Origin of the sequence: Pseudomonas fluorescens, from assembly GCF_030344995.1 — a bacterium.
Lineage (GTDB): Bacteria > Pseudomonadota > Gammaproteobacteria > Pseudomonadales > Pseudomonadaceae > Aquipseudomonas > Aquipseudomonas fluorescens_BF.
The window spans coordinates 2,040,234-2,065,781 of the sequence record NZ_CP128260.1; the positions used below are offsets into that span (position 1 = coordinate 2,040,234).

27 protein-coding genes and 1 pseudogene are annotated in these 25,548 nt (G+C 61.6%); 25 read left to right on the plus strand and 3 right to left on the minus strand.

Annotated elements, in window-relative coordinates:
* Positions 1-372 precede the first annotated feature (372 nt).
* Both QR290_RS09265 and QR290_RS09270 read left to right on the plus strand, forming a co-directional pair.
* Positions 373-615 carry a hypothetical protein gene (locus tag QR290_RS09265; protein WP_289204765.1) on the plus strand — a complete coding sequence of 81 codons (243 nt, stop codon included), beginning with the start codon at positions 373-375 and terminating at the stop codon, positions 613-615.
* 54 nt (positions 616-669) lie between these two features.
* Positions 670-750, plus strand: a pseudogene (locus QR290_RS09270) (hypothetical protein); the annotation flags it as partial.
* Between the two features lie 225 nt (positions 751-975).
* Here the strand turns inward: QR290_RS09270 and QR290_RS09275 are convergent.
* The gene (locus tag QR290_RS09275; protein ID WP_289204766.1) at positions 976-1,350 is read right to left on the minus strand and encodes a DUF6124 family protein; all 375 of its coding nucleotides are present in this window, start codon (positions 1,348-1,350) and stop codon (positions 976-978) included.
* Positions 1,351-1,944: 594 nt separating this feature from the next.
* Here QR290_RS09275 and flhA point away from each other — a divergent pair.
* The 14 genes from flhA to QR290_RS09345 all read left to right on the plus strand — a co-directional run bounded on the left by flhA (position 1,945) and on the right by QR290_RS09345 (position 16,352).
* Complete coding sequence (gene flhA / locus QR290_RS09280; protein ID WP_115077009.1) at positions 1,945-4,074, plus strand: flagellar biosynthesis protein FlhA; 2,130 nt, start codon at positions 1,945-1,947, stop codon at positions 4,072-4,074.
* Between the two features lie 11 nt (positions 4,075-4,085).
* The gene (flhF, locus tag QR290_RS09285) at positions 4,086-5,426 is read left to right on the plus strand and encodes a flagellar biosynthesis protein FlhF (protein ID WP_115077010.1); all 1,341 of its coding nucleotides are present in this window, start codon (positions 4,086-4,088) and stop codon (positions 5,424-5,426) included.
* A 113-nt stretch (positions 5,427-5,539) separates the two neighbouring features.
* A complete protein-coding gene (fleN, locus tag QR290_RS09290; RefSeq protein ID WP_003222917.1) occupies positions 5,540-6,370 on the plus strand; it encodes a flagellar synthesis regulator FleN in 831 nt (276 codons plus the stop codon).
* Positions 6,367-7,107, plus strand: coding sequence for an RNA polymerase sigma factor FliA (gene fliA, locus QR290_RS09295; RefSeq protein WP_115077011.1), 741 nt, complete (start codon positions 6,367-6,369; stop codon positions 7,105-7,107). The genes fleN and fliA overlap by 4 nt, the downstream gene beginning before the upstream one ends.
* Positions 7,108-7,274: 167 nt before the next feature.
* On the plus strand, positions 7,275-7,646 hold the full coding sequence (locus QR290_RS09300; RefSeq protein WP_003183998.1) for a chemotaxis response regulator CheY: 372 nt from the start codon (positions 7,275-7,277) through the stop codon (positions 7,644-7,646).
* Positions 7,647-7,664: 18 nt separating this feature from the next.
* Positions 7,665-8,453 carry a protein phosphatase CheZ gene (locus QR290_RS09305; RefSeq protein WP_007951961.1) on the plus strand — a complete coding sequence of 263 codons (789 nt, stop codon included), beginning with the start codon at positions 7,665-7,667 and terminating at the stop codon, positions 8,451-8,453.
* A 39-nt stretch (positions 8,454-8,492) separates the two neighbouring features.
* On the plus strand, positions 8,493-10,772 hold the full coding sequence (locus QR290_RS09310; protein WP_289204767.1) for a chemotaxis protein CheA: 2,280 nt from the start codon (positions 8,493-8,495) through the stop codon (positions 10,770-10,772).
* A gap of 49 nt (positions 10,773-10,821) precedes the next feature.
* Positions 10,822-11,958 carry a protein-glutamate methylesterase/protein-glutamine glutaminase gene (locus QR290_RS09315; protein WP_085605808.1) on the plus strand — a complete coding sequence of 379 codons (1,137 nt, stop codon included), beginning with the start codon at positions 10,822-10,824 and terminating at the stop codon, positions 11,956-11,958.
* Positions 11,958-12,698 carry a flagellar motor protein gene (locus QR290_RS09320; RefSeq protein ID WP_064384022.1) on the plus strand — a complete coding sequence of 247 codons (741 nt, stop codon included), beginning with the start codon at positions 11,958-11,960 and terminating at the stop codon, positions 12,696-12,698. The genes QR290_RS09315 and QR290_RS09320 overlap by 1 nt, the downstream gene beginning before the upstream one ends.
* A gap of 12 nt (positions 12,699-12,710) precedes the next feature.
* Complete coding sequence (gene motD / locus QR290_RS09325) at positions 12,711-13,601, plus strand: flagellar motor protein MotD (protein WP_115077014.1); 891 nt, start codon at positions 12,711-12,713, stop codon at positions 13,599-13,601.
* 43 nt (positions 13,602-13,644) lie between these two features.
* Complete coding sequence (locus QR290_RS09330) at positions 13,645-14,433, plus strand: ParA family protein (RefSeq protein ID WP_007959220.1); 789 nt, start codon at positions 13,645-13,647, stop codon at positions 14,431-14,433.
* Between the two features lie 2 nt (positions 14,434-14,435).
* A complete protein-coding gene (locus QR290_RS09335) occupies positions 14,436-15,389 on the plus strand; it encodes a CheW domain-containing protein (protein ID WP_289204768.1) in 954 nt (317 codons plus the stop codon).
* An 84-nt stretch (positions 15,390-15,473) separates the two neighbouring features.
* Positions 15,474-15,959 (plus strand): chemotaxis protein CheW, encoded by a 486-nt coding sequence (locus QR290_RS09340; RefSeq protein WP_007959223.1) that lies wholly within the window; start codon positions 15,474-15,476, stop codon positions 15,957-15,959.
* Entirely contained in the window at positions 15,960-16,352 is a 393-nt protein-coding gene (locus QR290_RS09345) for a DUF2802 domain-containing protein (RefSeq protein WP_085605812.1), read from the plus strand. It begins immediately after the preceding gene.
* A 123-nt stretch (positions 16,353-16,475) separates the two neighbouring features.
* On the opposite strand, the gene QR290_RS09350 is transcribed toward QR290_RS09345, so the two are convergent.
* Both QR290_RS09350 and QR290_RS09355 read right to left on the minus strand, forming a co-directional pair.
* Complete coding sequence (locus QR290_RS09350) at positions 16,476-16,805, minus strand: EscU/YscU/HrcU family type III secretion system export apparatus switch protein (protein WP_289204769.1); 330 nt, start codon at positions 16,803-16,805, stop codon at positions 16,476-16,478.
* The gene (locus QR290_RS09355; RefSeq protein WP_289204770.1) at positions 16,802-18,376 is read right to left on the minus strand and encodes a flagellar hook-length control protein FliK; all 1,575 of its coding nucleotides are present in this window, start codon (positions 18,374-18,376) and stop codon (positions 16,802-16,804) included. Before QR290_RS09355 ends, QR290_RS09350 begins: the two co-directional genes overlap by 4 nt.
* A gap of 197 nt (positions 18,377-18,573) precedes the next feature.
* Here QR290_RS09355 and ccmA point away from each other — a divergent pair, with 197 nt between their 5' ends.
* The 9 genes from ccmA to ccmI all read left to right on the plus strand — a co-directional run bounded on the left by ccmA (position 18,574) and on the right by ccmI (position 25,524).
* Positions 18,574-19,209, plus strand: a complete 636-nt coding sequence (gene ccmA / locus QR290_RS09360) for a cytochrome c biogenesis heme-transporting ATPase CcmA (RefSeq protein WP_007959232.1) — start codon at positions 18,574-18,576, stop codon at positions 19,207-19,209.
* Positions 19,206-19,874: a heme exporter protein CcmB gene (gene ccmB, locus QR290_RS09365; protein WP_007959235.1), complete on the plus strand. Its 669-nt coding sequence runs from the start codon at positions 19,206-19,208 to the stop codon at positions 19,872-19,874. The genes ccmA and ccmB overlap by 4 nt, the downstream gene beginning before the upstream one ends.
* A gap of 78 nt (positions 19,875-19,952) precedes the next feature.
* Positions 19,953-20,708, plus strand: a complete 756-nt coding sequence (locus QR290_RS09370; RefSeq protein WP_115077018.1) for a heme ABC transporter permease — start codon at positions 19,953-19,955, stop codon at positions 20,706-20,708.
* The gene (gene ccmD, locus QR290_RS09375) at positions 20,705-20,881 is read left to right on the plus strand and encodes a heme exporter protein CcmD (protein WP_011333085.1); all 177 of its coding nucleotides are present in this window, start codon (positions 20,705-20,707) and stop codon (positions 20,879-20,881) included. Before QR290_RS09370 ends, ccmD begins: the two co-directional genes overlap by 4 nt.
* On the plus strand, positions 20,878-21,333 hold the full coding sequence (gene ccmE, locus QR290_RS09380) for a cytochrome c maturation protein CcmE (RefSeq protein WP_011333086.1): 456 nt from the start codon (positions 20,878-20,880) through the stop codon (positions 21,331-21,333). Before ccmD ends, ccmE begins: the two co-directional genes overlap by 4 nt.
* 3 nt (positions 21,334-21,336) lie before the next feature.
* Positions 21,337-23,325, plus strand: coding sequence for a heme lyase CcmF/NrfE family subunit (locus QR290_RS09385; protein WP_289204771.1), 1,989 nt, complete (start codon positions 21,337-21,339; stop codon positions 23,323-23,325).
* Entirely contained in the window at positions 23,322-23,858 is a 537-nt protein-coding gene (locus tag QR290_RS09390) for a DsbE family thiol:disulfide interchange protein (RefSeq protein WP_011333088.1), read from the plus strand. Before QR290_RS09385 ends, QR290_RS09390 begins: the two co-directional genes overlap by 4 nt.
* The gene (locus tag QR290_RS09395; protein WP_011333089.1) at positions 23,855-24,325 is read left to right on the plus strand and encodes a cytochrome c-type biogenesis protein; all 471 of its coding nucleotides are present in this window, start codon (positions 23,855-23,857) and stop codon (positions 24,323-24,325) included. The genes QR290_RS09390 and QR290_RS09395 overlap by 4 nt, the downstream gene beginning before the upstream one ends.
* Complete coding sequence (gene ccmI, locus QR290_RS09400) at positions 24,322-25,524, plus strand: c-type cytochrome biogenesis protein CcmI (protein ID WP_289204772.1); 1,203 nt, start codon at positions 24,322-24,324, stop codon at positions 25,522-25,524. The genes QR290_RS09395 and ccmI overlap by 4 nt, the downstream gene beginning before the upstream one ends.
* The last annotated feature ends 24 nt before the right edge of the window (positions 25,525-25,548 follow it).

The window sequence follows — 25,548 nt, forward strand, 5'->3', positions numbered from 1 at the left end:
ATCCACAATAGAACCCGACCCCAAAGCGCACAAGCCGGCGGATTCTGGCGTAGCTGTAGGCAACGGCGCAAGGATTCGTAGCCTGTAAGGCGTGTCTGAAGGTGTCCTTTAAACACCCGAGTTTAAAAGGCATTTTGTGCTGAGTTCTCGGGCCCTTCGCGGGTAGGCGGGATCCCGGTCAGCAGAAAAATCAAGCTCAATCCCTCTGTTTCAATCATTGGCAAATAAATACGTCCGCTTTTCCGCTGCCGCTCGTCTGAAGGCTCCCGTTACCTGTCAACTCTTACAGGTGTGCTTTTTCTGGTTTTGCAGTTTGATCGGAGGGTGTCGCGCATTGTGCGTGCGCATCCAATCAATGCACGGAGAAGGGCAATGAAAGGTATCTTCAGTAGCTATGACGAAAAAACCGGCAAGGGCACGATCGCTGTAATGGCGGAGTCGGTGGAGCAGGGTGCTTCTTTTGGCGCAATGGCTGGGCATTTACTGGCAGGAGACTCTTACGAATTCACTGTCCCGCCAGCCCATGCGGGAAAAACCAATATTTCAGTGGGAAGTCCTGTTGAGTTCGATCTGACGGATACGAACCCGCCGGAAGCGACGTACCTTCGCTATTAGACATTATCTGGCTGATCTGACTGAGCCGGCGGAGTCTCAAAGCGACACGTTCCCTTTGCTGCGGGCAAGGGCAAGTTCCCGGAGCCGCTCAAGGACGACCTGCCGATCCCGCCGGATTTGCGGCGTGATTCCTGATTGTGATGAAACAAAAAAACCGCCATCCGGTTGAGTCCGGTGGCGGTTTTTTCATGCCCGATGACCTGTGTTGTCTGTGAGGCCGCCTTCGCGGGCAAGTCGAATCGTCGCACCGCCGCTCCCACAGGTTTAGCGTCGCTCGGGAAATATAATCACACCACAAATCACTGTGGGAGCGGGCTTGCCCGCGAAGGCGTCAGCAATCACGACACACCACTCAAGCCTTTACACAGGGTTCGGCGACGGCGGTATTTCCAGATTATCCAGCACCCGATTCACGGCCAGTTCCCCAAGCATGATCAGTTGCGCAATCCCCACCAGCGTCCTGCGCTGCGAGGCGGGCATGAGATGGCTGAAGTCATTGACGATGGTTCTGGCGGAAGCCAGGGTTTCGCAGGCATCGACCAGCAGCTCTTCGTTTTTGAAGTCCGCGGTGACGGCGTACATTCTGCGGGTCTTGCGCGGTGGTGGCGTAGAGCCGGGCGGGCAGAGATAGTGATCGAGGGCGCGGTCGGCGGCTTCGTGAAGTTTTCTGGAATCGGCGGATTCGTAGGGCGAGGCGGGGTCGGTTTCGGGTGGGTTGGGTGTGAGTTTGATCATGGTGAAGCTCCTGAGTTATGGAGCCACTCTTTCCCTGTCGCTAAACAAGTAAAGGTGGCAGCTGTACGCAGGTTAGCGAACCGGTCTCAGGCACCCCGGCAGACCCAAAGGTCTCCCGCATACAGCCGCCATAACGATATTGCGGACGAAGAGTCCCACAACGAAGCCATGAACGCTGATGCACTGAGATAGTCCGAGTCGCTAAACCCGATCGCTGATTCGTCAGCGACCGAGCCACAATAGAATCCGGCCCCAAAGCGCACAAGCCGGCGGATTCTGGCGTAGCTGTAGGCAACGGCGCAAGGATTCGTAGCCTGTAAGGCGTGTCTGAAGGTGTCCTTTAAACACCCGAGTTTAAAATCCATTTTGTGCTGATTTCTCGGGCCTCTTCGCGAGCAGGCTCGCTCCCACATTTGGAATGCGTTCCCCTGTGGGAGCGAGCCTGCTCGCGAAAGCGACATCCCGCCCAGCAGAAAAACCACACCCCAACCCCTCTGTTTCAATCATCGGCAAAAGTTGGAAGGCTTCTTGCAGTAGCCGCCGTGCGTCCGCTCTGGGCGTCAAAAGTTTGCTTTAAAGGAACGGGGAAAACCGGTGGATCGCTCTCAGTTAATCAACAGTGCTCGCTCGAACATTGCCGACCTCAGTCGGGGCAATCTGGGTGTGCCGCTGTTGCTGCTGGTCATGCTGGCGATGATGATGTTGCCGGTGCCGCCGTTCCTGCTCGACGTGTTCTTCACCTTCAACATTGCCCTGTCGATCGTCGTGCTGCTGGTCTGCGTTTACGCCCTGCGGCCGCTGGATTTCGCGGTGTTTCCGACGATCCTGCTGGTGGCGACGCTGTTGCGACTGGCGCTGAACGTGGCGTCGACGCGGGTGGTGATGCTCCACGGTCAGGACGGCCACGCCGCTGCCGGTAAGGTGATCCAGGCCTTCGGTGAGGTGGTGATCGGCGGTAACTACGTGGTCGGTATCGTGGTTTTCGCGATCCTGATGATCATCAACTTCGTCGTGGTAACCAAAGGTGCCGGCCGGATCTCCGAGGTGAGCGCGCGTTTCACCCTCGATGCGATGCCCGGCAAACAAATGGCAATCGACGCCGACCTCAACGCCGGCCTGATCGACCAGGCCCAGGCCAAGGCCCGCCGTCAGGAAGTCGCCCAAGAGGCAGAGTTCTACGGTTCGATGGACGGTGCCAGCAAGTTCGTGCGCGGTGACGCCATCGCCGGTTTGCTGATTCTGTTCATCAACCTGATCGGCGGCATGGCCGTCGGTATCTTCCAGCACAACATGAGCTTCGCCGACGCGGGCAAGGTTTACGCCCTGCTGACCATCGGTGACGGTTTAGTGGCGCAATTGCCATCACTGTTGTTATCTACAGCGGCGGCGATCATGGTGACCCGTGCTTCCGGCTCGGAAGACATGGGCAAGCAGATCAATCGCCAGATGTTCGCCTCGCCCAAAGCGCTGGCGGTGGCTGCCGGCCTGATGGCGGTCATGGGCCTGGTGCCGGGCATGCCGCACTTCTCGTTCCTGAGCATGGCGGCACTGGCTGCCGGTGGCGCTTACCTGTTCTGGAAGAAGCAGAACGTGGCCAAGGTCGTCGCGCTGGAAGAGGTCAAGCGTCAGCAGGAACTGCTGCCGTCGCCGGCCCGCGCCATGGAAACCAAGGAGCTGGGCTGGGACGACGTGACCCCGATCGACATGATCGGCCTGGAAGTCGGCTACCGCCTGATTCCGCTGGTGGACCGCAACCAGGGCGGGCAATTGCTGGCGCGGATCAAGGGCGTGCGCAAGAAGCTCTCGCAGGATCTGGGCTTTCTGATGCCGACCGTGCACATCCGCGACAACCTCGATCTGGCACCGAGCGCCTACCGCCTGACCCTGATGGGCGTGATCCTGGCCGAAGCCGAGATCTACCCGGATCGCGAGCTGGCGATCAACCCGGGGCAGGTCTACGGCTCGCTCAACGGCATTACCGCCAAAGATCCGGCTTTCGGCCTGGAGGCGGTGTGGATCGAAGTCAGCCAGCGCGCCCAGGCGCAATCGCTCGGTTACACCGTGGTCGATGCCAGCACCGTGGTTGCGACCCACTTGAACCAGATTTTGTACAAGCACTCCAGCGAGCTGATCGGCCACGAGGAAGTGCAGCAATTGATGCAGTTGCTGGCCAAAAGCTCGCCAAAACTGGCTGAAGAGCTGGTGCCGGGCGTGGTCACGCTGTCGCAGCTGCTCAAAGTATTGCAGGCGTTGCTGGCCGAACACGTGCCGGTGCGCGATATCCGCAGCATTGCCGAAGCCATCGCCAACAATGCCGCCAAGAGTCAAGATACCGCCGCTTTGGTGGCCGCTGTGCGGGTCGGCGTATCTCGCGCCATCGTCCAAAGCATTGTAGGGACTGAGTCGGAGCTGCCAGTTATCACGCTGGAGCCAAGGTTGGAACAAATATTGCTCAATAGTCTGCAGAAGGCAGGACAAGGCTCGGAAGAGGGCGTTCTGCTGGAGCCGAGCATGGCCGAGAAGCTGCAGCGTTCGCTGATCGAAGCGGCGCAGCGCCAGGAAATGCAAGGTCAGCCGGTGATCCTGTTGGTAGCAGGCCCGGTTCGCGCGATGCTCTCGCGCTTTGGTCGCCTGGCAGTTCCCGGACTGCATGTGCTGGCCTACCAGGAAATTCCGGACAACAAGCAAGTGACCATCGTTGCGACAGTAGGGCCCAACGGCTGAGGTAGTGGTTTATGCAAGTTAAGCGTTTTTTCGCCGCCGATATGCGTCAGGCCATGAAGCTGGTTCGTGATGAGCTGGGCGCTGATGCCGCCATCATTGGCAACCGCCGCATCGCCGGCGGCGTCGAGCTGACGGCGGCGCTCGATTACAAACTGTCGGCGCTGGCCCCGCGTGTTCCGAACATGGAGCTCGAGGATGAGCTGCGCAAGACCCAGTCGCGCATCGTCACTGCCCAGGCCGAACTGAGCCTGCGTGGCGAAGCCGACGGCAACACCAATCGCCAGCTGTTCGCCGGGCTGCCGTTGACGGCCGGCCTGCCGCTGACCGCTGCCGAGCCGCTGACCGAACCGACCTACGAAGCTCCGGCCCGTCCGGTACCGGCGCCTGCACCGGCTGCTGCGGGTGTTGACCCGCGTGCGCTGGACTCGATGCGTTTCGAACTCAACAGCCTGCGCGAACTGATGGAAGTGCAACTCGGCACCCTGGCGTGGAACCAGCTGCAAGGCAGCCGTCCGGCCCAGGCCAATCTGTACCGCCGTCTGCAACGCATCGGTTTGTCCGGCCCGCTGTCCCGTGATCTGCTGTCGATGATCACCGAGATCGACGAGCCTCGTCAGGCCTGGCGCATGCTGCTGGCGCACCTGGCGCGGATGATTTCCGTACCGGAAGTCGAGCCGCTGGAAGAGGGTGGGGTGATTGCCATGGTCGGTCCTGCCGGCATGGGCAAGACCACCACCCTGGCCAAACTGGCCGCCCGTTACGTGCTCAAGTACGGCGCGCAGAACATCGCGCTGGTGAGCATGGACAGTTTCCGCATCGGCGCGCAGGAGCAGCTCAAGACGCTGGGCCGCATCCTCAATGTGTCGGTGACCCACGTCGATCCGGGCCAGTCCCTGGTGCAGGCGCTGGATCCACTGTTGCGCAAACGCGTGGTGCTGATCGATACCGCCGGCCTGCAAGCCAGCGATCCGGCACTGCGCATGCAGCTGGAAAGTCTGGCCGGTCGTGGCATTCGGTCGAAAAATTATCTGGTGCTGGCAACCACCAGCCAGAAACAGGTTCTAACCGCCGCTTATCACAGTTACAAGCGTTGCGGGCTGGCCGGGTGCATCCTGACTAAACTGGATGAGACGGCCAGCCTTGGCGAAGTGCTGAGCCTGGCGATCAGTCACGAACTGCCGGTCGCCTACCTGACCGATGGGCCGCGTATTCCGGATGATCTGCATCTGCCGCGCCGTCATCAACTGGTCAGCCGCGCCGTCAGTGTGCAAATGCAGGAAGAACCCAGCGAAGAAGCCATGGCTGACATGTTCGCTGATATCTACCACAGTCCGACCAAGCAGGTTGGCTGAGGTAATGAACCGTTTTTGTACCTACATCGATGGTCTGCCATGCATTGTTCCGGTTGTGAACGCGCAGCCAGTAATGTGGCCTCCGTCTATGCAAGACAAGGTAAAGAAATAACATGGGCAGCATGCATCCCGTACAGGTGATCGCGGTGACCGGCGGCAAAGGTGGCGTCGGCAAGACTAATGTGTCAGTGAACTTGTCCCTGGCGCTGGCAGAGCTTGGCCGTCGGGTCATGCTGCTGGACGCTGACCTGGGGCTGGCGAACGTCGACGTTCTGCTGGGCCTCACACCCAAACGCACCCTGGCCGACGTGATCGAAGGCCGCTGCGAGCTGCGCGACGTGCTGTTGCAAGGCCCCGGCGGGATCCGCATCGTGCCGGCCGCTTCCGGCACCCAGAGCATGGTTCACCTGAGCCCGGCCCAGCATGCCGGCCTGATTCAGGCGTTCAGCGACATCGGCGACAACCTCGACGTGCTGGTGATCGACACCGCTGCGGGTATTGGTGACTCGGTAGTCAGTTTCGTGCGCGCAGCCCAGGAAGTGTTGCTGGTGGTCTGCGACGAGCCGACCTCGATCACCGACGCCTACGCGCTGATCAAACTGCTCAACCGCGATTACGGCATGAACCGCTTCCGCGTCCTGGCCAACATGGCCCAGAGCCCGCAGGAAGGTCGCAATCTGTTCGCCAAGTTGACCAAGGTCACGGATCGCTTCCTCGACGTCGCCCTACAATACGTCGGCGCGGTGCCCTACGACGAAAGCGTGCGCAAAGCGGTGCAGAAGCAGCGTGCGGTCTATGAAGCCTTCCCGCGTTCCAAGTGCGCACTGGCGTTCAAGGCGATCGCACAGAAGGTCGACACCTGGCCGCTGCCCGCCAACCCGCGCGGCCACCTCGAATTTTTCGTCGAGCGCCTCGTGCAGCAAACGGCAGGACCTGTGCTATGACCGCCAGCGGTATGAACTTTTACAAGAAGTCGGCGCGTGACGCGCAGTACGAGCTGATCGAGCGTTACGCGCCACTGGTCAAGCGCATCGCCTACCACTTGCTGGCGCGATTGCCGGCCAGTGTGCAGGTTGAAGACCTGATCCAGGCCGGGATGATCGGCCTGCTCGAAGTCTCGACCAAATACGACGCGAGCAAAGGCGCCAGTTTTGAAACATACGCGGGCATCCGGATCCGCGGTGCGATGCTCGATGAAGTCCGTAAGGGGGATTGGGCACCACGCTCGGTTCACCGCAATACCCGTATGGTCAGCGACGCAATTCGTGCAATTGAAGCTAAAACCGGCCGTGACGCTAAAGATCACGAAGTTGCGGCCGAACTCCAATTGAGTCTCGACGATTACTACGGGATTTTGAACGACACCCTGGGCAGCCGGCTGTTCAGTTTCGACGACCTGTTGCAGGACGGCGAACACGAAGGGCTGCACGAGGATGGCGCCAGTGCTCATCTGGAGCCGTCGCGCGATCTGGAAGACGAACGTTTCCAGGCCGCGCTGGCGGACGCGATTGCCAATTTGCCGGAGCGTGAGCGACTGGTGTTGGCGCTGTACTACGACGAAGAGCTGAACCTCAAGGAGATCGGTGAAGTCCTTGGCGTCAGTGAATCGCGGGTCAGCCAGTTACACAGCCAGTGCGCGGCCCGCTTGCGGGGGCGTTTGGGGGAGTGGCGAGCGCGCTGAAGGCAGTGTGGGGACACTGCGAACGAGGCTGGTGCGGTGGTGAACGGCACCGGTCTTGCTCTGTTGTGCTCCAGACAGTCATCGAGTGTTTTGCCGGATTGATTGAAATGGCGCGTCCAGGTGCTGGGCGCGTTTAAGACTGCTTGGAGGTCGAATTGAACAAAGACATGAAAATCCTCATCGTTGATGACTTCTCAACGATGCGGCGGATCATCAAGAACCTGTTGCGTGATCTCGGGTTCACCAACACCGTTGAAGCCGACGATGGCACCACCGCCATTCCGGTGCTCAACAGCGGCAGCATCGACTTTCTGGTGACCGACTGGAACATGCCCGGCATGACCGGTATCGACCTGCTGCGCCACGTGCGCGCCGATGAAAAACTCAAGCACCTGCCGGTGCTGATGGTGACCGCTGAAGCCAAGCGCGAGCAGATCATCGAAGCGGCCCAGGCCGGCGTGAACGGCTATGTGGTCAAACCTTTCACGGCCCAGGCGTTGAAAGAAAAAATCGAGAAGATTTTCGAACGCATCGGCTGATGAACGCGCGGGGGAGCTATGGAGCATAAAGAATCTTCACAGGGCGACTTCGAGTCGACCCTGAAAAAACACGCGGTCGAACTGGTCGAAAGCCTTGAAAAGGGCAGGTTCGGCGACGCTGTGCAACTGATCCATGAGCTCAATCAGACCCGTGACCGTGGCCTGTACCAGGAAGTGGGCAAGCTCACGCGTGAACTGCACAGTGCGATCGTCAATTTCCAGATCGATCCGCACATGCCGCAGGCTGAGGAAGTGTCGCAAATCACCGACGCTACCGAGCGCCTGGGCTACGTGGTCAAACTGACCGAAGCTGCCGCCAACCGCACCATGGATCTGGTGGAAAGCGCGACCCCTGTGGTCAATGGCCTGGCTGACGAAGCCCAGGCCTTGAGCGCCGATTGGGGCCGCTTCATGCGCCGTGAGGTCGGGGCTGAAGAGTTCCGTGAACTGGCGCGCCGGGTCGACGGTTTTCTGGCACGCAGCAGCGCGGACAACCGCGCGGTGTCGAGCAATCTGAACGACATTCTGCTCGCCCAGGATTACCAGGACCTCACCGGTCAGGTGATCAAGCGCGTGACCCAATTGGTCACCGAAGTCGAAAGCAACCTGCTCAAGCTCGTGCTCATGGCCAGTCAGGTGGACCGCTTTGCGGGCATCGAACATGACCGTGCGGCGATGCTTGCTGAAAAAGATCCACAAAAACATCTCTCGCAGGGTGAAGGTCCGCAGATTCATGCCGATAAACGAGAAGACGTTGTGTCCGGTCAGGACGATGTGGACGATTTGCTATCCAGCCTTGGATTTTGAGTTTTTTTGGGTTTTTAGACCTGTAGGAGCACCCCATTAATGAGCTTCGGCGCCGATGAAGAGATCCTTCAGGATTTCCTGGTTGAGGCCGGCGAGATTCTTGAGCAACTGTCCGAACAACTGGTCGAGCTGGAAAGCCGCCCGGATGACGCAGATCTGCTCAACGCAATTTTTCGCGGTTTCCACACTGTAAAAGGGGGCGCCGGCTTCCTTCAGCTCAACGAGCTGGTGGAGTGCTGTCACATCGCCGAAAACGTGTTCGACATCCTGCGCAAGGGTGAACGACGCGTCGATGCAGAACTGATGGACGTGGTGCTCGAAGCGCTGGACGCGGTGAACAGCATGTTCAGCGAAGTCCGCGATCGCAGCCCGATCACCGCCGCCACCCCGGAACTGCTGGCCGCCCTGGCGCGTCTGGCCGAACCGCAATCGGCGGACGAAGCCCCGGTTTCGCCTGTTGCCGAGATGATCGAAGAGCTGGTCGTTGAAAACGAAACCGGCGATTCGGGCGACATCACCGATAACGAATTTGAACAGTTGCTGGACTCGCTGAGCGCCGTCAAGGCCGAAGCCGAAGCCCCGGCGGCTGCCGCTGCGCCTGCTTCCGTTGAAGCGGCCAGCGATGAAATCACCGACGCCGAGTTCGAGTCGCTGCTCGACCAGTTGCATGGCAAAGGCCAGTTCGCGGCCGACGCCGTAGCTCCGGCTGCTCCGGCACCTGCTGCTCTGGTGGCGGGCGACAGCTCGGACATCACCGACGACGAATTCGAAGCCTTGCTCGATCAGTTGCACGGCAAGGGCAACTTTGCCGTTGATGCGCTGGAATCGGCGATTGCTTCGGTGCCTGCGACGACTGCTCCGGCAGCCGCTGCGGCCGGTAGCGATCTGATCACCGATCACGAGTTCGAATCACTGCTCGACGATCTGCATGGCAAAGGCAAGTTCACTGACGTTGCCACCGGTGCCGTCGTGACCGCCGGCAATGCTTCGGCGGTTGCAGCGCCTGCCGCCAAGGCCCCGGCCGCTGCGGCAAAACCTGCCGCAAAAGCGCCTGAGCCGAAAGCCGAACCGGCCAAACCGGCTGCCGCTGCCGCACCGGCTCCGGCCCGTGCTCCGGCGACTCCGCCACCGGAAAAACCGGCGAGCGAAGCCGAGACCACCGTTCGCGTTGATACCGCGCGTCTCGACGAAATCATGAACATGGTCGGCGAACTGGTGCTGGTGCGTAACCGTCTGGTGCGCCTGGGCCTGAACAGCGGCGACGAGTCGATGCAGAAGGCCGTGTCGAACCTCGACGTGGTTACCGCCGACCTGCAGACCGCCGTCATGAAGACCCGGATGCAGCCGATCAAGAAAGTCTTCGGCCGCTTCCCGCGTCTGGTTCGCGATCTGGCACGCCAGCTCAAGAAAGAGATCAACCTGGAACTGGTGGGCGAAGAGACCGACCTCGACAAGAACCTCGTCGAGGCGCTGGCCGACCCGCTGGTCCACTTGGTGCGCAACGCGGTCGACCACGGCATCGAGTCGCCGGAAGAACGCGAAGCCTCGGGCAAGGCCCGTGGCGGCAAGGTGATCCTGGCGGCCGAGCAGGAAGGCGACCACATCCTGCTGTCGATCTCCGACGACGGCAAAGGCATGGACCCGAACGTCCTGCGCGCCATCGCCGTGAAACGCGGTGTGATGGACAAGGATGCCGCCGATCGCCTGAGCGACACCGAGTGCTACAACCTGATTTTCGCCCCGGGTTTCTCGACCAAGACCGAGATCTCCGACGTGTCCGGCCGCGGTGTCGGCATGGACGTGGTGAAGACCAAGATTTCCCAGCTCAACGGTTCGATCAACATCTACTCGACCAAGGGCCAGGGCTCGAAGATCGTCATCAAGGTGCCGCTGACGCTGGCGATCATGCCGACCCTGATGGTGATGCTCGGCAATCAGGCGTTCGCGTTCCCGCTGGTGAACGTCAACGAAATCTTCCACCTCGACCTGTCGACCACCAACGTGGTGGACGGCCAGGAAGTGGTGATCGTGCGGGACAAGGCGCTGCCATTGTTCTACCTCAAGCGCTGGCTGGTCAGCTCCGCCGCTCACGAAGAGCAGCGCGAAGGCCATGTGGTGATCCTTTCGGTGGGCACCCAGCGGATCGGCTTCGTCGTCGATCAACTGGTCGGCCAGGAAGAAGTGGTCATCAAGCCATTGGGCAAGATGCTCCAGGGAACTCCGGGCATGTCCGGCGCCACCATCACCGGTGACGGCCGCATTGCACTGATTCTCGATGTTCCGAGCATGCTCAAGCGTTACGCCGCACGGCGTATTTGAATCCGGGGCGGCGGGGCGACAACGTCCCGCCGCACCTAATGGAGTGTTTATGGCAGTCAAAGTCCTGGTGGTGGACGATTCGGGTTTTTTCCGCCGCCGCGTCTCGGAAATTCTTTCAGCGGATCCGAGCATCCAGGTTGTCGGCACGGCAACCAACGGTAAAGAGGCGATCGATCAGGCCCTGGCCCTCAAGCCGGACGTGATCACCATGGACTACGAGATGCCGATGATGGATGGCATCACGGCCGTGCGGCACATCATGCAGCGCTGCCCGACCCCGGTGTTGATGTTCTCCTCGCTGACGCACGAAGGCGCCCGGGTCACCCTGGATGCGCTGGATGCCGGCGCGGTGGATTTCCTGCCGAAGAATTTCGAAGACATCTCCCGCAATCCGGAGAAGGTCAAGCAACTGCTGTGCGAGAAGGTTCACAGCATCTCACGCAGCAACCGTCGTTTCAGTGCCTACAGTGCGCCGGCGCCTGCCGCTGCACCTGCGCCTGCGCCGACTCCGGCTGCGGCGCCGTCGAGCTTTGGCAGCCACAGCGCTCCGGCCCGTCCGGCACCCGCGCCTGCACCGACTCGCGCTCCAGCGGCCAGCGCTTCGTCGCCGGCCCCGAAACGCAAAAACTACAAGCTCGTTGCCATTGGTACATCGACCGGCGGCCCGGTCGCGCTGCAACGGGTCCTGACCCAGTTGCCGGCCAGCTTCCCGGCGCCGATCGTGTTGATCCAGCACATGCCGGCGGCCTTCACCAAGGCTTTCGCCGAGCGTCTGGACAAGCTGTGCCGCATCAGTGTCAAGGAAGCCGAGGATGGCGACATCCTGCGTCCGGGCCTGGCGCTGCTGGCACCGGGTGGCAAGCAGATGATGATCGACGGCCGTGGCGCGGTGAAAATCCTGCCAGGCGACGAGCGTCTGAACTACAAGCCGTGCGTGGACATCACCTTCGGTTCTGCAGCCAAATCCTACAGCGACAAAGTTCTGGCGGTCGTACTGACCGGCATGGGCGCCGACGGCCGCGAAGGTGCACGCCTGCTCAAGCAGGGCGGCAGCACGGTCTGGGCCCAGGACGAAGCCAGTTGCGTGATCTACGGCATGCCGATGGCCATCGTCAAAGCTGACCTCGCCGACGCGGTGTACAGCCTGGACGATATCGGCAAGCACATCGTCGAGGCATGCGTCTGATGGATGTTCTAAGCCTTATCGGGATCATCATGGCGTTCGTCGCCATCATCGGCGGCAACTACCTGGAAGGTGGTCACCTCGGCGCACTGGCCAACGGCCCGGCGGCGCTGATCGTGCTCGGTGGCACCATCGGTGCCGCGCTGCTGCAATCGCCGATGAGCGCGTTCAAGCGCGCCATGCAGATTCTGGCCTGGATCTTTTTTCCGCCGCGTGTGGACCTGGCCGGCGGCATCGACCGCGTTGTCAACTGGAGCCTCACCGCCCGCAAGGAAGGCCTGCTGGGCCTGGAAGGCGTGGCGGATGCCGAGCCTGACGCCTACTCGCGCAAGGGCCTGCAACTGCTGGTCGACGGCGCGGAGCCAGAAGCGATCCGCAGCATCCTCGAAGTGGATTTCTACACTCAGGAAGCTCGCGATGTCGAAGCGGCCAAAGTGTTTGAAAGCATGGGCGGCTACGCGCCGACCATCGGCATCATCGGTGCGGTGATGGGCCTGATCCACGTGATGGGCAACCTGGCCGATCCGTCGCAACTGGGCAACGGTATTGCGGTCGCGTTCGTCGCCACCATCTACGGTGTGGCCAGTGCCAACCTGGTGTTGCTGCCGGTGGCCGCCAAGCTCAAGTCAATCGCGTTGCGACAGTCGCGTTATCGCGAAATGTTGTTGGAAGGGATCTTGTCGATCGCTGAAGGTGAAAACCCACGCTCCATCGAGTTGAAGCTTCAGGGCTTCATGGATTAAGGGACTAACCTCATGGCACGTCGTCGCCAGCATGAAGAGCACGTAAACCATGAACGTTGGCTGGTTTCCTACGCCGACTTCATTACCTTGCTCTTTGCCTTTTTCGTGGTGATGTACTCCATCTCGTCGATCAACGAAGGCAAATACAAGATCATCTCCGAAGCGCTGATCGGGGTCTTCACCGACTCCGACCGCTCGCTCAAGCCGATCCCGATCGGTGAAGAACGACCGAAGACCGTGACCCCGGCCAAGCCGCTGGTCAAGGACGCCGAACAGGTCGACGCCGGCATTGCCGGAGCCAGCGATCCGCTGAAAAGCATCGCCGATGACATCAGCGCCGCGTTCGGCGACCTGATTTCCTCGAACCAGATGACCGTGCGCGGCAACGAGCTGTGGGTCGAGATCGAACTCAACTCCAGCCTGTTGTTCGGCAGCGGTGATGCGATGCCGAGCGACATCGCGTTCAACATCATCGACAAGGTCGCGGCGATCCTCAAACCGTTCGACAACCCGATCCACGTCGAAGGCTTCACCGACGATCAACCGATCCGCACCGCGCAGTACCCGACCAACTGGGAACTGTCCTCGGCGCGCTCGGCGAGCATCGTGCGCATGCTGGCGATGCAGGGCGTCAACCCGGGCCGCATGGCCTCGGTGGGTTACGGCGAATTCCAGCCGGTGGCCAACAACGCCACCGCCGAAGGCCGGGCGAAGAACCGTCGCGTGGTACTGGTGGTGTCTCGCAATCTTGATGTGCGCCGCAGCCTGACCGGCACCGGGACCGCCAATGCAACACCGGACGCCGCGTTGAAGCGTGCTGGCACACAAACTGCACCGACCCCGGTCAAGACGCCGGGACGCGAGAGTGCCGTCAATTCTCCGTCGCCCGCATTAATACGCTGAGCCATGTCTCGGCCGAGTATCCCGGCCGGGAGGAACGATCTGAATGAGAGTCTGGGCAGTCGCCAATCAAAAGGGTGGTGTTGGTAAAACCACTTCTTCCATCGCTTTAGCCGGTTTGCTGGCAGAGGCGGGCAAGCGCGTGGTCGTGGTCGATCTGGACCCGCACGGCTCGATGACCAGCTATTTCGGTTACGACCCCGACAGCCTGGAACACAGCAACTACGACCTGTTTCTGCACAAGGGCAGTGTGCCGCAAGGCCTGCCGGGCCAACTGCTGCTGTCGACCAGCGACGAGCGAATTTCCCTGCTGCCATCGAGCACTGCGCTGGCCACCCTCGAGCGCCAGTCGCCGGGCCAGAGTGGCCTGGGCCTGGTGATCGCCAAGAGTCTGGCGCAGCTGTGGCAGGACTTCGATTACGCAATCATCGACAGCCCGCCGTTGCTCGGCGTGCTGATGGTCAACGCCCTGGCCGCCAGTCAGCAACTGGTGATCCCGGTGCAGACCGAGCACTTGGCCGTCAAAGGCCTGGAGCGCATGGTCAACACCCTGGCGATGATCAACCGCTCGCGCAAACAGGCGCTGCCGTTCAGCATCGTGCCGACCCTGTTCGACCGCCGCACTCAGGCGTCGATGGGCACCTTGCGCGTGCTGCGCGACAAATTCCCCGACGAGATCTGGCAGGGTTACATCCCGGTCGATACCCGTCTGCGCGACGCCAGTCGTGCCGGTGTCACCCCTTCGCAGTTCGACGGCAAGAGCCGTGGCGTGCTGGCTTACCGCGCGCTGCTCAAGCATCTGCTGGCGCAGCAACTCGTTCCGCAGGTGGCTTGAGCATGAATCGGCCGATCAAGCTGACGTCGAAGCCGCAACTGGCGCTGCAGTCCTATCTGGACGGCTTGCTGCAGGAAGTGCCGGACGAGGTCGAGCAGGAAATCGCAGCGCCGGTCGAGGTGGTCGAGACCGCTGCGGCGCTCGACGAATTCCAGGCCGCCGTGCTTGAAGAGCAGGCCCGGGATGCGCAAAAAGCCGCCCGGCCGGTCGCCCCGGTTGCAGCGCCTGCCGCTGTAGTAGCGAAGGCGCCTGCGACGTTGATCAAAGAGCCTGAGCCGGTGCGTGTGGTCTCGACCCTGGCACCGCTGCTGCAAACACAACTTCTGCAAACGCCTCCGGTTCCGGCGGCGCCAGAACCCGAGCCTGAAGCGCCTGCGCCAGCCCCCGTCGAACCAACCCTGGTTGCGCCGCTGGTCGAAGTGCATCTGCCACCCAGCAACACGCCGCCGCCGGTAGAAACCGACGGTCGTCCGGCCTGGGCTTCGGAAGCGTTCGAATGTCTGCTGTTTGACGTGGCCGGGTTGACGCTGGCGGTGCCGCTGGTGTGCCTGGGCTCGATCTATTCGCTGGCCGGCCATGAGCTGACGCCGCTGTTCGGTCAGCCGGAATGGTTCCTCGGGATTCTGCCGAGCCAGGCCGGCAACCTGAAGGTGCTGGACACCGCACGCTGGGTCATGCCGGACCGTTATCGCGATGACTTCCGTCAGGGCCTGCAATACGTGATTTCGGTACAGGGTTACGAATGGGGCCTGGCGGTGCATCAGGTCAGTCGCTCGTTGCGTCTGGACCCGAATGAAATCAAATGGAGAAGTCACCGGGGTCAGCGGCCATGGCTCGCCGGCACGGTGATTGAACACATGTGCGCCTTGCTCGATGTCTCCGCTCTGGCCGAGTTGATCGCCAGCGGTGGGGCAAAGCACATGTCCGGCAGTAAGCCGAACCAAAAAACGACATAACACTTTCATAACAGACATGCGCCGGCATTCACCGCCGGCACACGAGACACACACCGCCATTGCGGTATTTCGAGGGGCTAGGGTATGAACGACAAGGCTACGGCGGCAAAGGGTTCCGAAGATCCGATCCTGCAATGGGTGACCTTCAAGCTGGACAACGAAACCTACGGCATCAACGTGATGCGCGTTCAGGAAGTCCTGCGCTACACCGAGATCGCTCCGGTTCCGGGTGCGCCAAGCTACGTGCTGGGCATCATCAACCTGCGCGGCAACGTGGTGACCGTGATCGATACCCGTCAGCGCTTCGGCCTGATGAGCGGTGAGATCAGCGACAACACCCGTATCGTCATCATCGAAGCCGACAAGCAAGTGGTCGGCATCATGGTCGACAGCGTGGCTGAAGTGGTTTACCTGCGTCAGTCGGAAATCGAGACCGCACCGAACGTCGGTAACGAAGAGTCGGCCAAGTTCATCCAGGGCGTGTGCAACAAGAACAACGAGTTGCTGATCCTGGTCGAGCTGGACAAGATGATGAGCGAAGAAGAATGGTCGGAACTGGAGAACATCTGATTGATTCTCGAGGTAGCGGTCATTGTCCTGTTCCTGTTCTGGGCAGGCACGCTGGCGATGTTTCTGGCGTACATCAAGGCGCAGCGGGTGATTGCTGCGCAACAGGCCCAGGGCGATGCGCTGCGTGATCAGCGCATCAAGGACCTGGCCAAGCGTGTCGACGATTACCAGAACGGCAACGTGCGCATGGGCGAAGCCCTGCACGAGCTGCGCTCGGTCGTCGGTCCGATCCCGGACAAACTCGCCCAGCTCGAACAGCGCGATCCTTCCAGCCTGTCATTCGCCCAGGCGGCGAAACTGGTGGGGATGGGCGCGAGTGTCGATGAGCTGACTCAGTCCTGCGGGTTGACCCAGGCTGAGGCGGAATTGATGCGCAAGCTGCACAAGAACTGATTTTTGCGTTGAGGCTGACGGCCTATTCGCGAGCAAGCCCGCTCCCACATTTGACTGCATTCTTTCAATAGGATCGCGGTTAACTGTGGGAGCGGGCTTGCTCGCGAAGGGGTCTTTAAAACCTCAGTAATCGTCGCCGCGTTCGGTGACGTCTTTCTCGATCATCGGCGCATCCGGGTCGTGTCCCGCCGGGAACTTGCCCTTGAGGTTCCAGGCGAACGCGATGATCTCGGCGATCGTGCGGTACAGCTCTTCCGGGATGCTGTCGCCCAGTTCCATCCGTGCCAGCAACTTCACCAGCTCGGCGTTCTCGTAGATCGGCACTTCACAGTCGCGGGCGATCCGCAGGATTTCTTCGGCCAGTTCTTCGTCGCCCTTGGCGGTGAGGGTTGGGGCGTGGTTGCCGTCGTATTTGAGGGCGATGGCCTGGCGTGGAGCGGTGGTGTCATTCATGCGGTTTCGTCGACCCAGCGGTGTTCGAGGCGCGTTTGGATGCCTTGCGGCGGGGTGCCGAGGTGGCAGTCGAGGTCGCCGACATTCAGCCCGGAATCCAGCAGACGCTGGCGCAGTGCGGTCAGGTTGCTTTCGATCAGGCTCGCGGTGTACGGCCGCTCGGCCCACAACTGGCTGGACAGGCTGCCGCTGATCAACTGTGCCTGAATCTGCATCGGCCCCAGCGGTTCCATGTCGAACGCCAGATCGACGCGCCACAGTTGTTGTTTGGTTTCGCGTTCGCTGTCACGGCGATCGTTCTGTTGTTCTTCTTGTGGAGCTTCCTCGCGCTGGAACTTGACCTGCAACGGTACGATGTCCTGCATATTGCGCATCGGGATTTCCAGTTGCCAGGTGCTGAGCAGGCGGCCGTCGTCGGTGACGCCGGTCTGTTCCAGGCTCGACAACTGATGGCTTTGCAGGCGCGAGACAGCAGCGGCGGCGAGGCGCAGCAAGTGTTCCAGATCGCCTTCGCCCTCCAGACTTTGCAGCAACCGTTCGGGCAGCGGGAAACTGCTCGGCACCGGTTTCGCACTGACCTGGCCGAGCATGCCGAGGGCGTTGCGAACGAAGCTCGGCAATGCCTGAGCCAGCGTGTTGGCGGCGATAATTGCGTTCAGATTGGTGTTGCCGGGCAGGCCGGGGGTGAGTTGAGCGATCAGCTTGAGCAAATCGGCTTTCATGTCCGGGGCCAGCGTCGGAGTCTGTCCGGTCAGCAGTTTGGTCTCGAGGAACACGCCGCTGTTGGCCAGCGCCTGGGCCAGACCTTTTGGAGTGCTCAGTTGCTGCACGTCCGGCAGGTTGGCGAGCAGCTTGTCCACGGCGGCGCGCAAATCCTGGGACGTCTGATCGGTGGCGGGGGGCAGGCTCTGGAGCATTTTCAGCAAGCCGTCGAGCGAACCCTGACGGCTTTGCTGACTGACCAGTTGTTGGCTGACCGCCAGTTGTTCTTGGCGATTGCTCAGCGGCAGGAACTTCAGCGTCTGCGAGTCCTGCACCAGCGCCGACAGCAAAGTACCGATGCGCAACGGTTGCGGGCTGTCGATGCTCAGGGTGCTGCCACTGAGCGCGGTGTTGAGCAGGCTGACCATCGAGCGGTACACCGTGGGTTGCCCCGGTACTTGAGGCAAGGCCTGAGCCGTCAGCACCTTGCCTTGCAGCAGCGTGCCGACCGGCAGTTGCGCGGTGTCGATGCGGGTGAGGGTGGCGACGCTGCTGGCGATGGCCTGTTGCACGGTGATCGCCAGATTGCCCGCCGACGGCTGGGTGATCGCCAGGCTGGTGCCCTGAGGCAGCGGCAGATTGCTGGTCGCCTGCACGGTGGTCTGACGGCCGCTGTCCAGCGTCACCTTGAGCAGCAACTGAAAGGTCTGATCCGCCTGCTTGAGCGACAACACCTCGGCCTTGGCGCTCTGGCCGGCGGCAATCAGCCCGTCGACCGGCGTCAGCAACTTCAGCAGCTCACCCACCTGCGGGCGAACGGTCGCCGGGGTGGTGGGCGGGAGCGGGAGGATGTTCATTTCGCCTGTCATACGCGGACACAACCTGAGGAAAATGCACTCGGGAGAGCGGGGGACGCCATGTATAATGCCGCCCGTCCTTCCATTCGTTCAAAAAACATAGCAATTGTTTGACGCAGCTCTCTGGATTGAGCCGTCATTGCATTTATGCTGCAACTCTTTAACGGCCGCGCCAGAGCCGACTTGAACCGTATAAGGCCCGTGAACCCTTGACCAGTCCTGTCCTGCAAACCGTTGCCCTCGCGTGTGAACGTGATCTCAGACTGCTCTTCGACAATCTCGAATTGAGACTGGCCAGTGGCGATATGGTGCAGATCAGCGGCCCCAACGGCAGCGGCAAGACCAGCCTGCTGCGTTTGCTGGCCGGTCTGATGCAGCCGACCGACGGTCAGGTGCTGCTCAACGGCAAGCCGCTGGGCGAGCAACGCAGCGAGCTGGCGCGCAATCTGCTTTGGATCGGCCACGCCGCCGGGATCAAGGACTTGCTCACGCCGGAAGAAAACCTCGCCTGGCTCTGCGCCCTGCATCAACCCGCCGAACGCGACGCGATCTGGCAGGCCCTCGCGGCGGTTGGATTGCGCGGTTTCGAGGATGTTCCCTGCCACAGTCTGTCCGCCGGCCAGCAGCGCCGCGTGGCACTGGCGCGGTTGTATCTGGACAGCCCACCGTTGTGGATTCTCGACGAACCGTTCACTGCGCTGGACAAGCAGGGTGTGGCACAGCTTGAAGAACACCTGGCCGGGCACTGCGAACGGGGAGGCCTGGTGGTGCTCACCACGCACCACACGCTGAGCCGGATGCCGGCCGGTTATCGCGACATCGATCTGGGGAATTGGGCGGTATGAGTGTGTTCGGCCTGCTGGTTGCCCGTGAATCCCGACTGCTGTTCCGCCGCCCGGCGGAGCTGGCCAATCCGCTGATTTTCTTCGCCATCGTCATCGCCTTGTTCCCGCTGGCCGTCGGACCGGAAACTCAAGTATTGCAAAACTTGTCCCCGGGGTTAGTCTGGGTGGCGGCACTTTTGTCGGTCCTGCTCTCGCTGGACGGGCTTTTCCGCAGTGATTTCGAAGACGGCTCCCTTGAACAGTGGGTCCTTTCGCCGCACCCCCTGCCACTTCTGGTGTTGGCCAAGGTGCTGGCACACTGGCTTTTTTCCGGGCTGGCACTGGTTTTGCTCTCGCCGTTACTGGCGTTGATGCTCGGGTTGCCGGCTGCGTGTCTGCCGGTATTGCTGCTTTCGTTGCTGCTGGGAACACCGGTGCTGAGCTTGCTCGGCGCGGTGGGCGCGGCGCTGACGGTCGGTCTGAAGCGCGGTGGCCTGTTGCTGGCGCTGCTGATTCTGCCGTTGTACATCCCGGTGTTGATCCTGGGCAGTGGCGCCTTGCAGGCGGCGTTGCAGGGGATGCCGGCGATTGGTTATCTGTTGTGGCTTGGTAGCCTGACCGCCCTGGCAATAACCCTGACACCCTTTGCAATAGCTGCTGGCCTGAAGATCAGCGTCGGCGAATAATGAGGTCTGGTTAAAATTTAACCAGCAAAGACCCTGAGACTGCTCACACCGATGAGCGGCACCCGTGATGGAAACAGTATGAACTGGACCTGGTTTCACAAGCTCGGCTCGCCCAAGTGGTTCTACGGCATCAGCAGCAAGTTCCTGCCGTGGTTGAGCATCGCAGCGTTGTTGCTGATCTCCGTTGGCGTCATCTGGGGCCTGGCCTTCGCGCCGCCGGACTATCAGCAAGGCAACAGCTTTCGCATCATCTATATCCACGTACCCGCCGCGATGCTCGCTCAGTCGATCTACGTGATGCTGGCGGTGTGCGGTGTGGTCGGGCTGGTGTGGAAGATGAAACTGGCCGACGTTGCCCTGCAATGCGCCGCACCGATCGGCGCGTGGATGACCGCCGTGGCGCTGGTCACCGGGGCGATCTGGGGCAAACCGACCTGGGGTTCGTGGTGGGTCTGGGACGCGCGCCTGACCTCGATGCTGATTCTGCTGTTCCTGTATTTCGGCGTGATTGCGCTGGGCAACGCCATCAGCAATCGCGACAGCGCCGCCAAGGCCTGCGCGGTGCTGGCCATCGTCGGCGTGATCAACATCCCGATCATCAAATACTCGGTGGAGTGGTGGAACACCCTGCACCAGGGCGCGACCTTCACCCTCACCGAAAAACCGGCGATGCCCGTCGAAATGTGGCTGCCGCTGCTGCTGACGGTGCTGGGTTTCTACTGTTTCTTCGGCGCCGTGCTGTTGCTGCGCATGCGCCTTGAAGTGCTCAAGCGCGAAGCCCGCGCCAGTTGGGTGAAAGAAGAAGTGCAGAACAGCCTGGAGGCCGCTCGATGAGTTTCGCGTCATTCGGCGACTTCCTCGCCATGGGCCATCACGGCCTGTATGTCTGGTCGGCCTACGGCATCTGTCTGGCGGTACTGATCCTCAACGTGGCGGCGCCGATCGCGGCCCGCAAGCGTTATCTGCAACAAGAGGCGCGTCGTCTGCGCCGGGAGAACGGCAAGTGAATCCGCTGCGTAAAAAGCGTCTGATCATCATCCTGGCAATTCTGGTCGGGGTCGGCGCTGCCGTCGGCCTGGCCCTGAGCGCCCTGCAGCAGAACATCAACCTGTTTTACACCCCGACCCAGATCGCCAACGGCGAAGCGCCGCAGGACACCCGCATCCGCGCCGGGGGCATGGTCGAGAAAGGTTCACTGCAGCGCTCCACGGATTCGCTGGACGTCAAATTCGTGGTCACCGACTTCAACAAGTCCGTGACCATCACCTATCGCGGGATCCTGCCGGACCTGTTCCGCGAAGGGCAGGGCATTGTGGCGCTCGGCAAGCTCAACGCCGATGGCGTGGTGGTCGCCGATGAAGTGCTGGCCAAGCACGACGAGAAATACATGCCGCCGGAAGTGACCAAAGCCCTAAAGGACAGCGGTCAATCCGCGCCAACCCCTGCGAAGGAGGGTTGATCGATGACATCCACCATATTCATTCCCGAGCTCGGCCATCTGGCCATGATCCTCGCGCTGTGTTTCGCGCTGGTGCAGGCCGTGGTGCCGTTACTCGGTGCCTGGCGCGGCGACCGTCTGTGGATGGGCCTGGCGCAGCCGGCGGCGTGGGGGCAGTTCGCGTTCCTGCTGTTCGCCTTCGGTTGCCTGACCTACGCCTTCATGACCGACGATTTCTCCGTGGCTTACGTCGCGATGAACTCCAACAGCGCGCTGCCGTGGTACTACAAGTTCAGCGCGGTGTGGGGCGCCCATGAAGGTTCGTTGTTGCTGTGGGCGTTGATCCTCGGCGGCTGGACCTTCGCTGTGTCGGTGTTCTCGCGGCAACTGCCGCAAGTGATGCTCGCTCGCGTGCTGGCGGTGATGGGCATGATCAGCACCGGTTTCCTGCTGTTTCTGATCCTCACCTCGAACCCGTTCTCGCGGATCCTGCCGCAAATCCCGGCCGACGGTCGTGACCTCAATCCGTTGCTGCAGGACATCGGTCTGATCGTGCATCCGCCGATGCTCTACATGGGCTACGTCGGTTTCTCGGTGGCGTTCGCCTTCGCCATCGCCGCACTGCTCGGCGGTCGTCTCGATGCCGCGTGGGCACGCTGGTCGCGTCCGTGGACAATTGTTGCCTGGGCCTTCCTCGGCATCGGCATCACTCTCGGTTCGTGGTGGGCCTACTACGAACTCGGCTGGGGCGGCTGGTGGTTCTGGGACCCGGTGGAAAACGCCTCGTTCATGCCATGGCTGGTGGGCACGGCGCTGATTCACTCGCTGGCGGTCACCGAAAAACGTGGCGTGTTCAAGAGCTGGACGGTGTTGCTGGCGATTGCCGCGTTCTCCCTGAGCCTGCTCGGCACGTTCCTCGTGCGTTCCGGCGTGCTGACCTCGGTACACGCGTTTGCCTCCGATCCTGAGCGCGGCGTGTTCATCCTGATCTTCCTGCTGTTCGTTGTCGGTGGTTCGCTGACCCTGTTCGCATTGCGCGCCCCGGTGGTCAAGAGCCAGGTCGGCTTCAACCTGTGGTCGCGGGAAACCCTGCTGCTGGGCAACAACCTGGTCCTGGTGGTGGCCGCGTCGATGATCCTGCTCGGCACGCTGTATCCGCTGATTCTTGATGCGATCAGCGGCGCCAAGCTGTCGGTCGGCCCGCCGTACTTCAACGCGCTGTTCATTCCGTTGATGGCGCTGTTGATGCTGGTGATGGCGATCGGCGTGATCGTGCGCTGGAAAGACACCCCGGTGAAATGGCTGGTCAGCATGCTCACGCCGGTGCTGCTGGGCAGCGTGGCGCTGGCTGTGGTGGCTGGTGTCGCTTACGGCGATTTCAACTGGGCCGTGATCGCAACCTTCCTGCTCGCAGCCTGGGTATTGCTGGCCGGTGTGCGCGACATCTTCGACAAGACTCGTCACAAAGGCCTGATCAAAGGCCTGCCGACCCTGACCCGCAGTTACTGGGGCATGCAGATCGCTCACCTCGGTATCGGCGTGTGTGCGCTGGGCGTGGTGTTGTCGAGCCAGAACAGTGCCGAGCGCGACCTGCGTCTGGCACCGGGCGAGTCGATGGACCTGGCCGGTTATCAGTTCGTGTTCGAAGGCGCCAAGCACTTCGAAGGCCCGAACTTCACCTCCGACAAGGGCACCATCCGGGTGATCCGCAACGGTCAGGAAGTCAGCGTGCTGCACCCGGAAAAACGTCTGTACACCGTGCAGAATTCGGTGATGACCGAGGCCGGTATCGACGCCGGTTTCACCCGTGACCTCTACGTCGCCTTGGGCGAGCCGCTGGGCGATGGCGCCTGGGCGGTGCGGGTGCATGTGAAGCCGTTCGTGCGCTGGATCTGGTTTGGCGGTCTGCTGACCGGTTTCGGTGGGTTGCTGGCGGCGCTGGACCGGCGCTACCGGGTCAAGGTCAAAGCCAAAGTGCGTGAAGCACTGGGCATGGAAGGAGCCGCTGCATGAGACGTTGGTTGATGCTGGTGCCATTGGCGATTTTCCTGCTGGTGGCCGTATTCCTTTATCGCGGTCTGTACCTGGATCCGGCGGAGCTGCCGTCGGCGATGATCGGTAAACCGTTCCCGGAGTTTTCTTTGCCGGCGGTGCAGGGCGACAAGACCTTGACCAAGGCTGACATTCTCGGCAAACCGGCACTGGTCAACGTCTGGGGCACCTGGTGCATTTCCTGCCGGGTCGAGCACCCGGTGCTGAACAAACTCGCCGAGCGCGGCGTGGTGATCTACGGCATCAACTACAAGGACACCAACGCCGATGCGTTGAAGTGGCTGGCCGAGTTCCATAATCCGTATCAGCTCGACATCCGCGACGACGAAGGCTCCCTGGGCCTGAACCTCGGGGTCTATGGCGCGCCGGAAACCTTCTTCATCGACGCCAAGGGCATCATCCGCGACAAGTACGTCGGAGTGATCGACGAGCAGGTCTGGCGGGAAAAACTGGCGGCCAAGTATCAGGCGCTGGTCGATGAGGCCAAGCCATGAAGCGTTTTTTAGCTGCCATGGTGCTGGGCTTGAGCCTGGCGGGTGTGGCTCACGCGGCCATCGACACTTACGAGTTCGCCAAAGAAGGCGATCGCGAGCGCTTTCGCGAGCTGACCAAGGAACTGCGCTGCCCCAAGTGCCAGAACCAGGACATTGCCGACTCCAACGCGCCGATTGCCGCCGACCTGCGCAAAGAGATTTTCCGCATGCTCGGCGAGGGCAAGGACAATCAGCAGATCATCGACTTCATGGTCGACCGCTACGGTGATTTCGTCCGCTACAAACCGGCGCTCAATGCCAAGACCGCGCTGCTCTGGTTCGGCCCCGCCGGTCTGTTGCTGGGTGGGTTCGTGGTGATTGCCGTGATCGTCCGCCGCCGTCGCGGGCAACGCGCCGAGACGCCGCAATCGCTGTCCCCTGAAGAGCGTCAGCGCCTCGACCAACTGTTGGATAAAAACCAAGAATGATTGATTTCTGGCTTGCCGCAGGGCTGTTGCTTCTGGTCGCCCTGAGTTTTCTGTTGATCCCTGTCCTGCGCGAACGTCGCGCCCAGCGTGAAGAGGATCGAACCGCTCTCAACGTCGCGCTGTATCAGGAACGCGTCGCCGAACTGCAATCGCAGCAGGCCGAAGGCGTTCTCGACGCCGCGCAAATGGACAGCGGCCGCGCCGAAGCCGCCCGTGAGTTGTTGGCCGACACCGAAGGTGTGGCGCCGGCGCGGGTTTCGCGTCTGGGCAAGCCGTTGCCGCTGCTGGCCGCCGTGCTGGTGCCGGTGTTGGGCCTCGGTCTGTATCTGCATTTTGGCGCGAGCGACAAGGTCGAACTGACCCGCGAGTTCGCCCAGGCGCCGCAGTCGATGGAAGAGATGACTCAGCGTCTGGAGCGCGCCGTGGCTGCGCAACCGGATTCGGCTGAAGGTGTTTATTTCCTCGGTCGCACGTACATGGCCCAGGATCGTCCGGCGGACGCGGCGAAGATGTTCGAACGTGCCGTCAATCTCGCCGGTCGCCAGCCGGAGTTGCTTGGTCAGTGGGCTCAGGCCCAGTACTTTGCCGACAACAAAAAATGGTCGGAGAAGGTTCAGGCCCTGACCGATGAAGCGCTGAAAGCCGATCCGAAGGAAGTCACCAGCCTCGGCCTGTTGGGCATCGCCGCGTTCGAAGGCGAGCGTTATCAGGAAGCCATCGACTACTGGAACCGTCTGCTGGCGCAACTGCCGCCGCAGGATAAATCCCGCGAGGCCCTGCAAGGCGGCATCACCCGCGCCACTGAAAAACTGCAAGCCAGCGGCGGCAAGGTTGCCGAGGCGCCGGCGGCGAAAGCGGCTGCGCTGTTGAAAGTGCGTGTGGATCTGGCCAGCGAGCTCAAAGCCAAGGTGCAACCGGGCGACAGCGTGTTCATTTTTGCCCGCGCCACCTCGGGCCCGCCAGCGCCGCTGGCGGCCAAGCGCCTGACCGTCGCCGATCTGCCGGTGACCGTCGAACTGGGCGATGCCGACGCGATGATGCCGCAATTGAAACTGTCGAACTTCCCCGAAGTCCAACTGGTTGCGCGCATCTCCCGTGCCGGTCAGCCGACCGCCGGTGAGTGGGTCGGTCGCAGCGGGCCTTTGGCCAGCAGCACCACCGCGCCGCAGACACTGACCATCGACAGCCCGGACAAATAACCGGACACAACAGGAACGCACCGC

What these genes read in the sequence shown, in the direction of transcription:
- QR290_RS09265 (WP_289204765.1), top strand. Translation starts at nt 373, where the DNA reads ATGAAAGGTATCTTCAGTAGCTATGACGAAAAAACCGGCAAGGGCACG.
- QR290_RS09275 (WP_289204766.1), bottom strand. Translation starts at nt 1,350, where the DNA reads ATGATCAAACTCACACCCAACCCACCCGAAACCGACCCCGCCTCGCCC.
- flhF (WP_115077010.1), top strand. Translation starts at nt 4,086, where the DNA reads ATGCAAGTTAAGCGTTTTTTCGCCGCCGATATGCGTCAGGCCATGAAG.
- fleN (WP_003222917.1), top strand. Translation starts at nt 5,540, where the DNA reads ATGGGCAGCATGCATCCCGTACAGGTGATCGCGGTGACCGGCGGCAAA.
- fliA (WP_115077011.1), top strand. Translation starts at nt 6,367, where the DNA reads ATGACCGCCAGCGGTATGAACTTTTACAAGAAGTCGGCGCGTGACGCG.
- QR290_RS09300 (WP_003183998.1), top strand. Translation starts at nt 7,275, where the DNA reads ATGAAAATCCTCATCGTTGATGACTTCTCAACGATGCGGCGGATCATC.
- QR290_RS09305 (WP_007951961.1), top strand. Translation starts at nt 7,665, where the DNA reads ATGGAGCATAAAGAATCTTCACAGGGCGACTTCGAGTCGACCCTGAAA.
- QR290_RS09310 (WP_289204767.1), top strand. Translation starts at nt 8,493, where the DNA reads ATGAGCTTCGGCGCCGATGAAGAGATCCTTCAGGATTTCCTGGTTGAG.
- QR290_RS09315 (WP_085605808.1), top strand. Translation starts at nt 10,822, where the DNA reads ATGGCAGTCAAAGTCCTGGTGGTGGACGATTCGGGTTTTTTCCGCCGC.
- QR290_RS09320 (WP_064384022.1), top strand. Translation starts at nt 11,958, where the DNA reads ATGGATGTTCTAAGCCTTATCGGGATCATCATGGCGTTCGTCGCCATC.
- motD (WP_115077014.1), top strand. Translation starts at nt 12,711, where the DNA reads ATGGCACGTCGTCGCCAGCATGAAGAGCACGTAAACCATGAACGTTGG.
- QR290_RS09330 (WP_007959220.1), top strand. Translation starts at nt 13,645, where the DNA reads ATGAGAGTCTGGGCAGTCGCCAATCAAAAGGGTGGTGTTGGTAAAACC.
- QR290_RS09335 (WP_289204768.1), top strand. Translation starts at nt 14,436, where the DNA reads ATGAATCGGCCGATCAAGCTGACGTCGAAGCCGCAACTGGCGCTGCAG.
- QR290_RS09340 (WP_007959223.1), top strand. Translation starts at nt 15,474, where the DNA reads ATGAACGACAAGGCTACGGCGGCAAAGGGTTCCGAAGATCCGATCCTG.
- QR290_RS09350 (WP_289204769.1), bottom strand. Translation starts at nt 16,805, where the DNA reads ATGAATGACACCACCGCTCCACGCCAGGCCATCGCCCTCAAATACGAC.
- QR290_RS09355 (WP_289204770.1), bottom strand. Translation starts at nt 18,376, where the DNA reads ATGACAGGCGAAATGAACATCCTCCCGCTCCCGCCCACCACCCCGGCG.
- ccmB (WP_007959235.1), top strand. Translation starts at nt 19,206, where the DNA reads ATGAGTGTGTTCGGCCTGCTGGTTGCCCGTGAATCCCGACTGCTGTTC.
- QR290_RS09370 (WP_115077018.1), top strand. Translation starts at nt 19,953, where the DNA reads ATGAACTGGACCTGGTTTCACAAGCTCGGCTCGCCCAAGTGGTTCTAC.
- ccmD (WP_011333085.1), top strand. Translation starts at nt 20,705, where the DNA reads ATGAGTTTCGCGTCATTCGGCGACTTCCTCGCCATGGGCCATCACGGC.
- QR290_RS09385 (WP_289204771.1), top strand. Translation starts at nt 21,337, where the DNA reads ATGACATCCACCATATTCATTCCCGAGCTCGGCCATCTGGCCATGATC.
- QR290_RS09390 (WP_011333088.1), top strand. Translation starts at nt 23,322, where the DNA reads ATGAGACGTTGGTTGATGCTGGTGCCATTGGCGATTTTCCTGCTGGTG.
- QR290_RS09395 (WP_011333089.1), top strand. Translation starts at nt 23,855, where the DNA reads ATGAAGCGTTTTTTAGCTGCCATGGTGCTGGGCTTGAGCCTGGCGGGT.
- ccmI (WP_289204772.1), top strand. Translation starts at nt 24,322, where the DNA reads ATGATTGATTTCTGGCTTGCCGCAGGGCTGTTGCTTCTGGTCGCCCTG.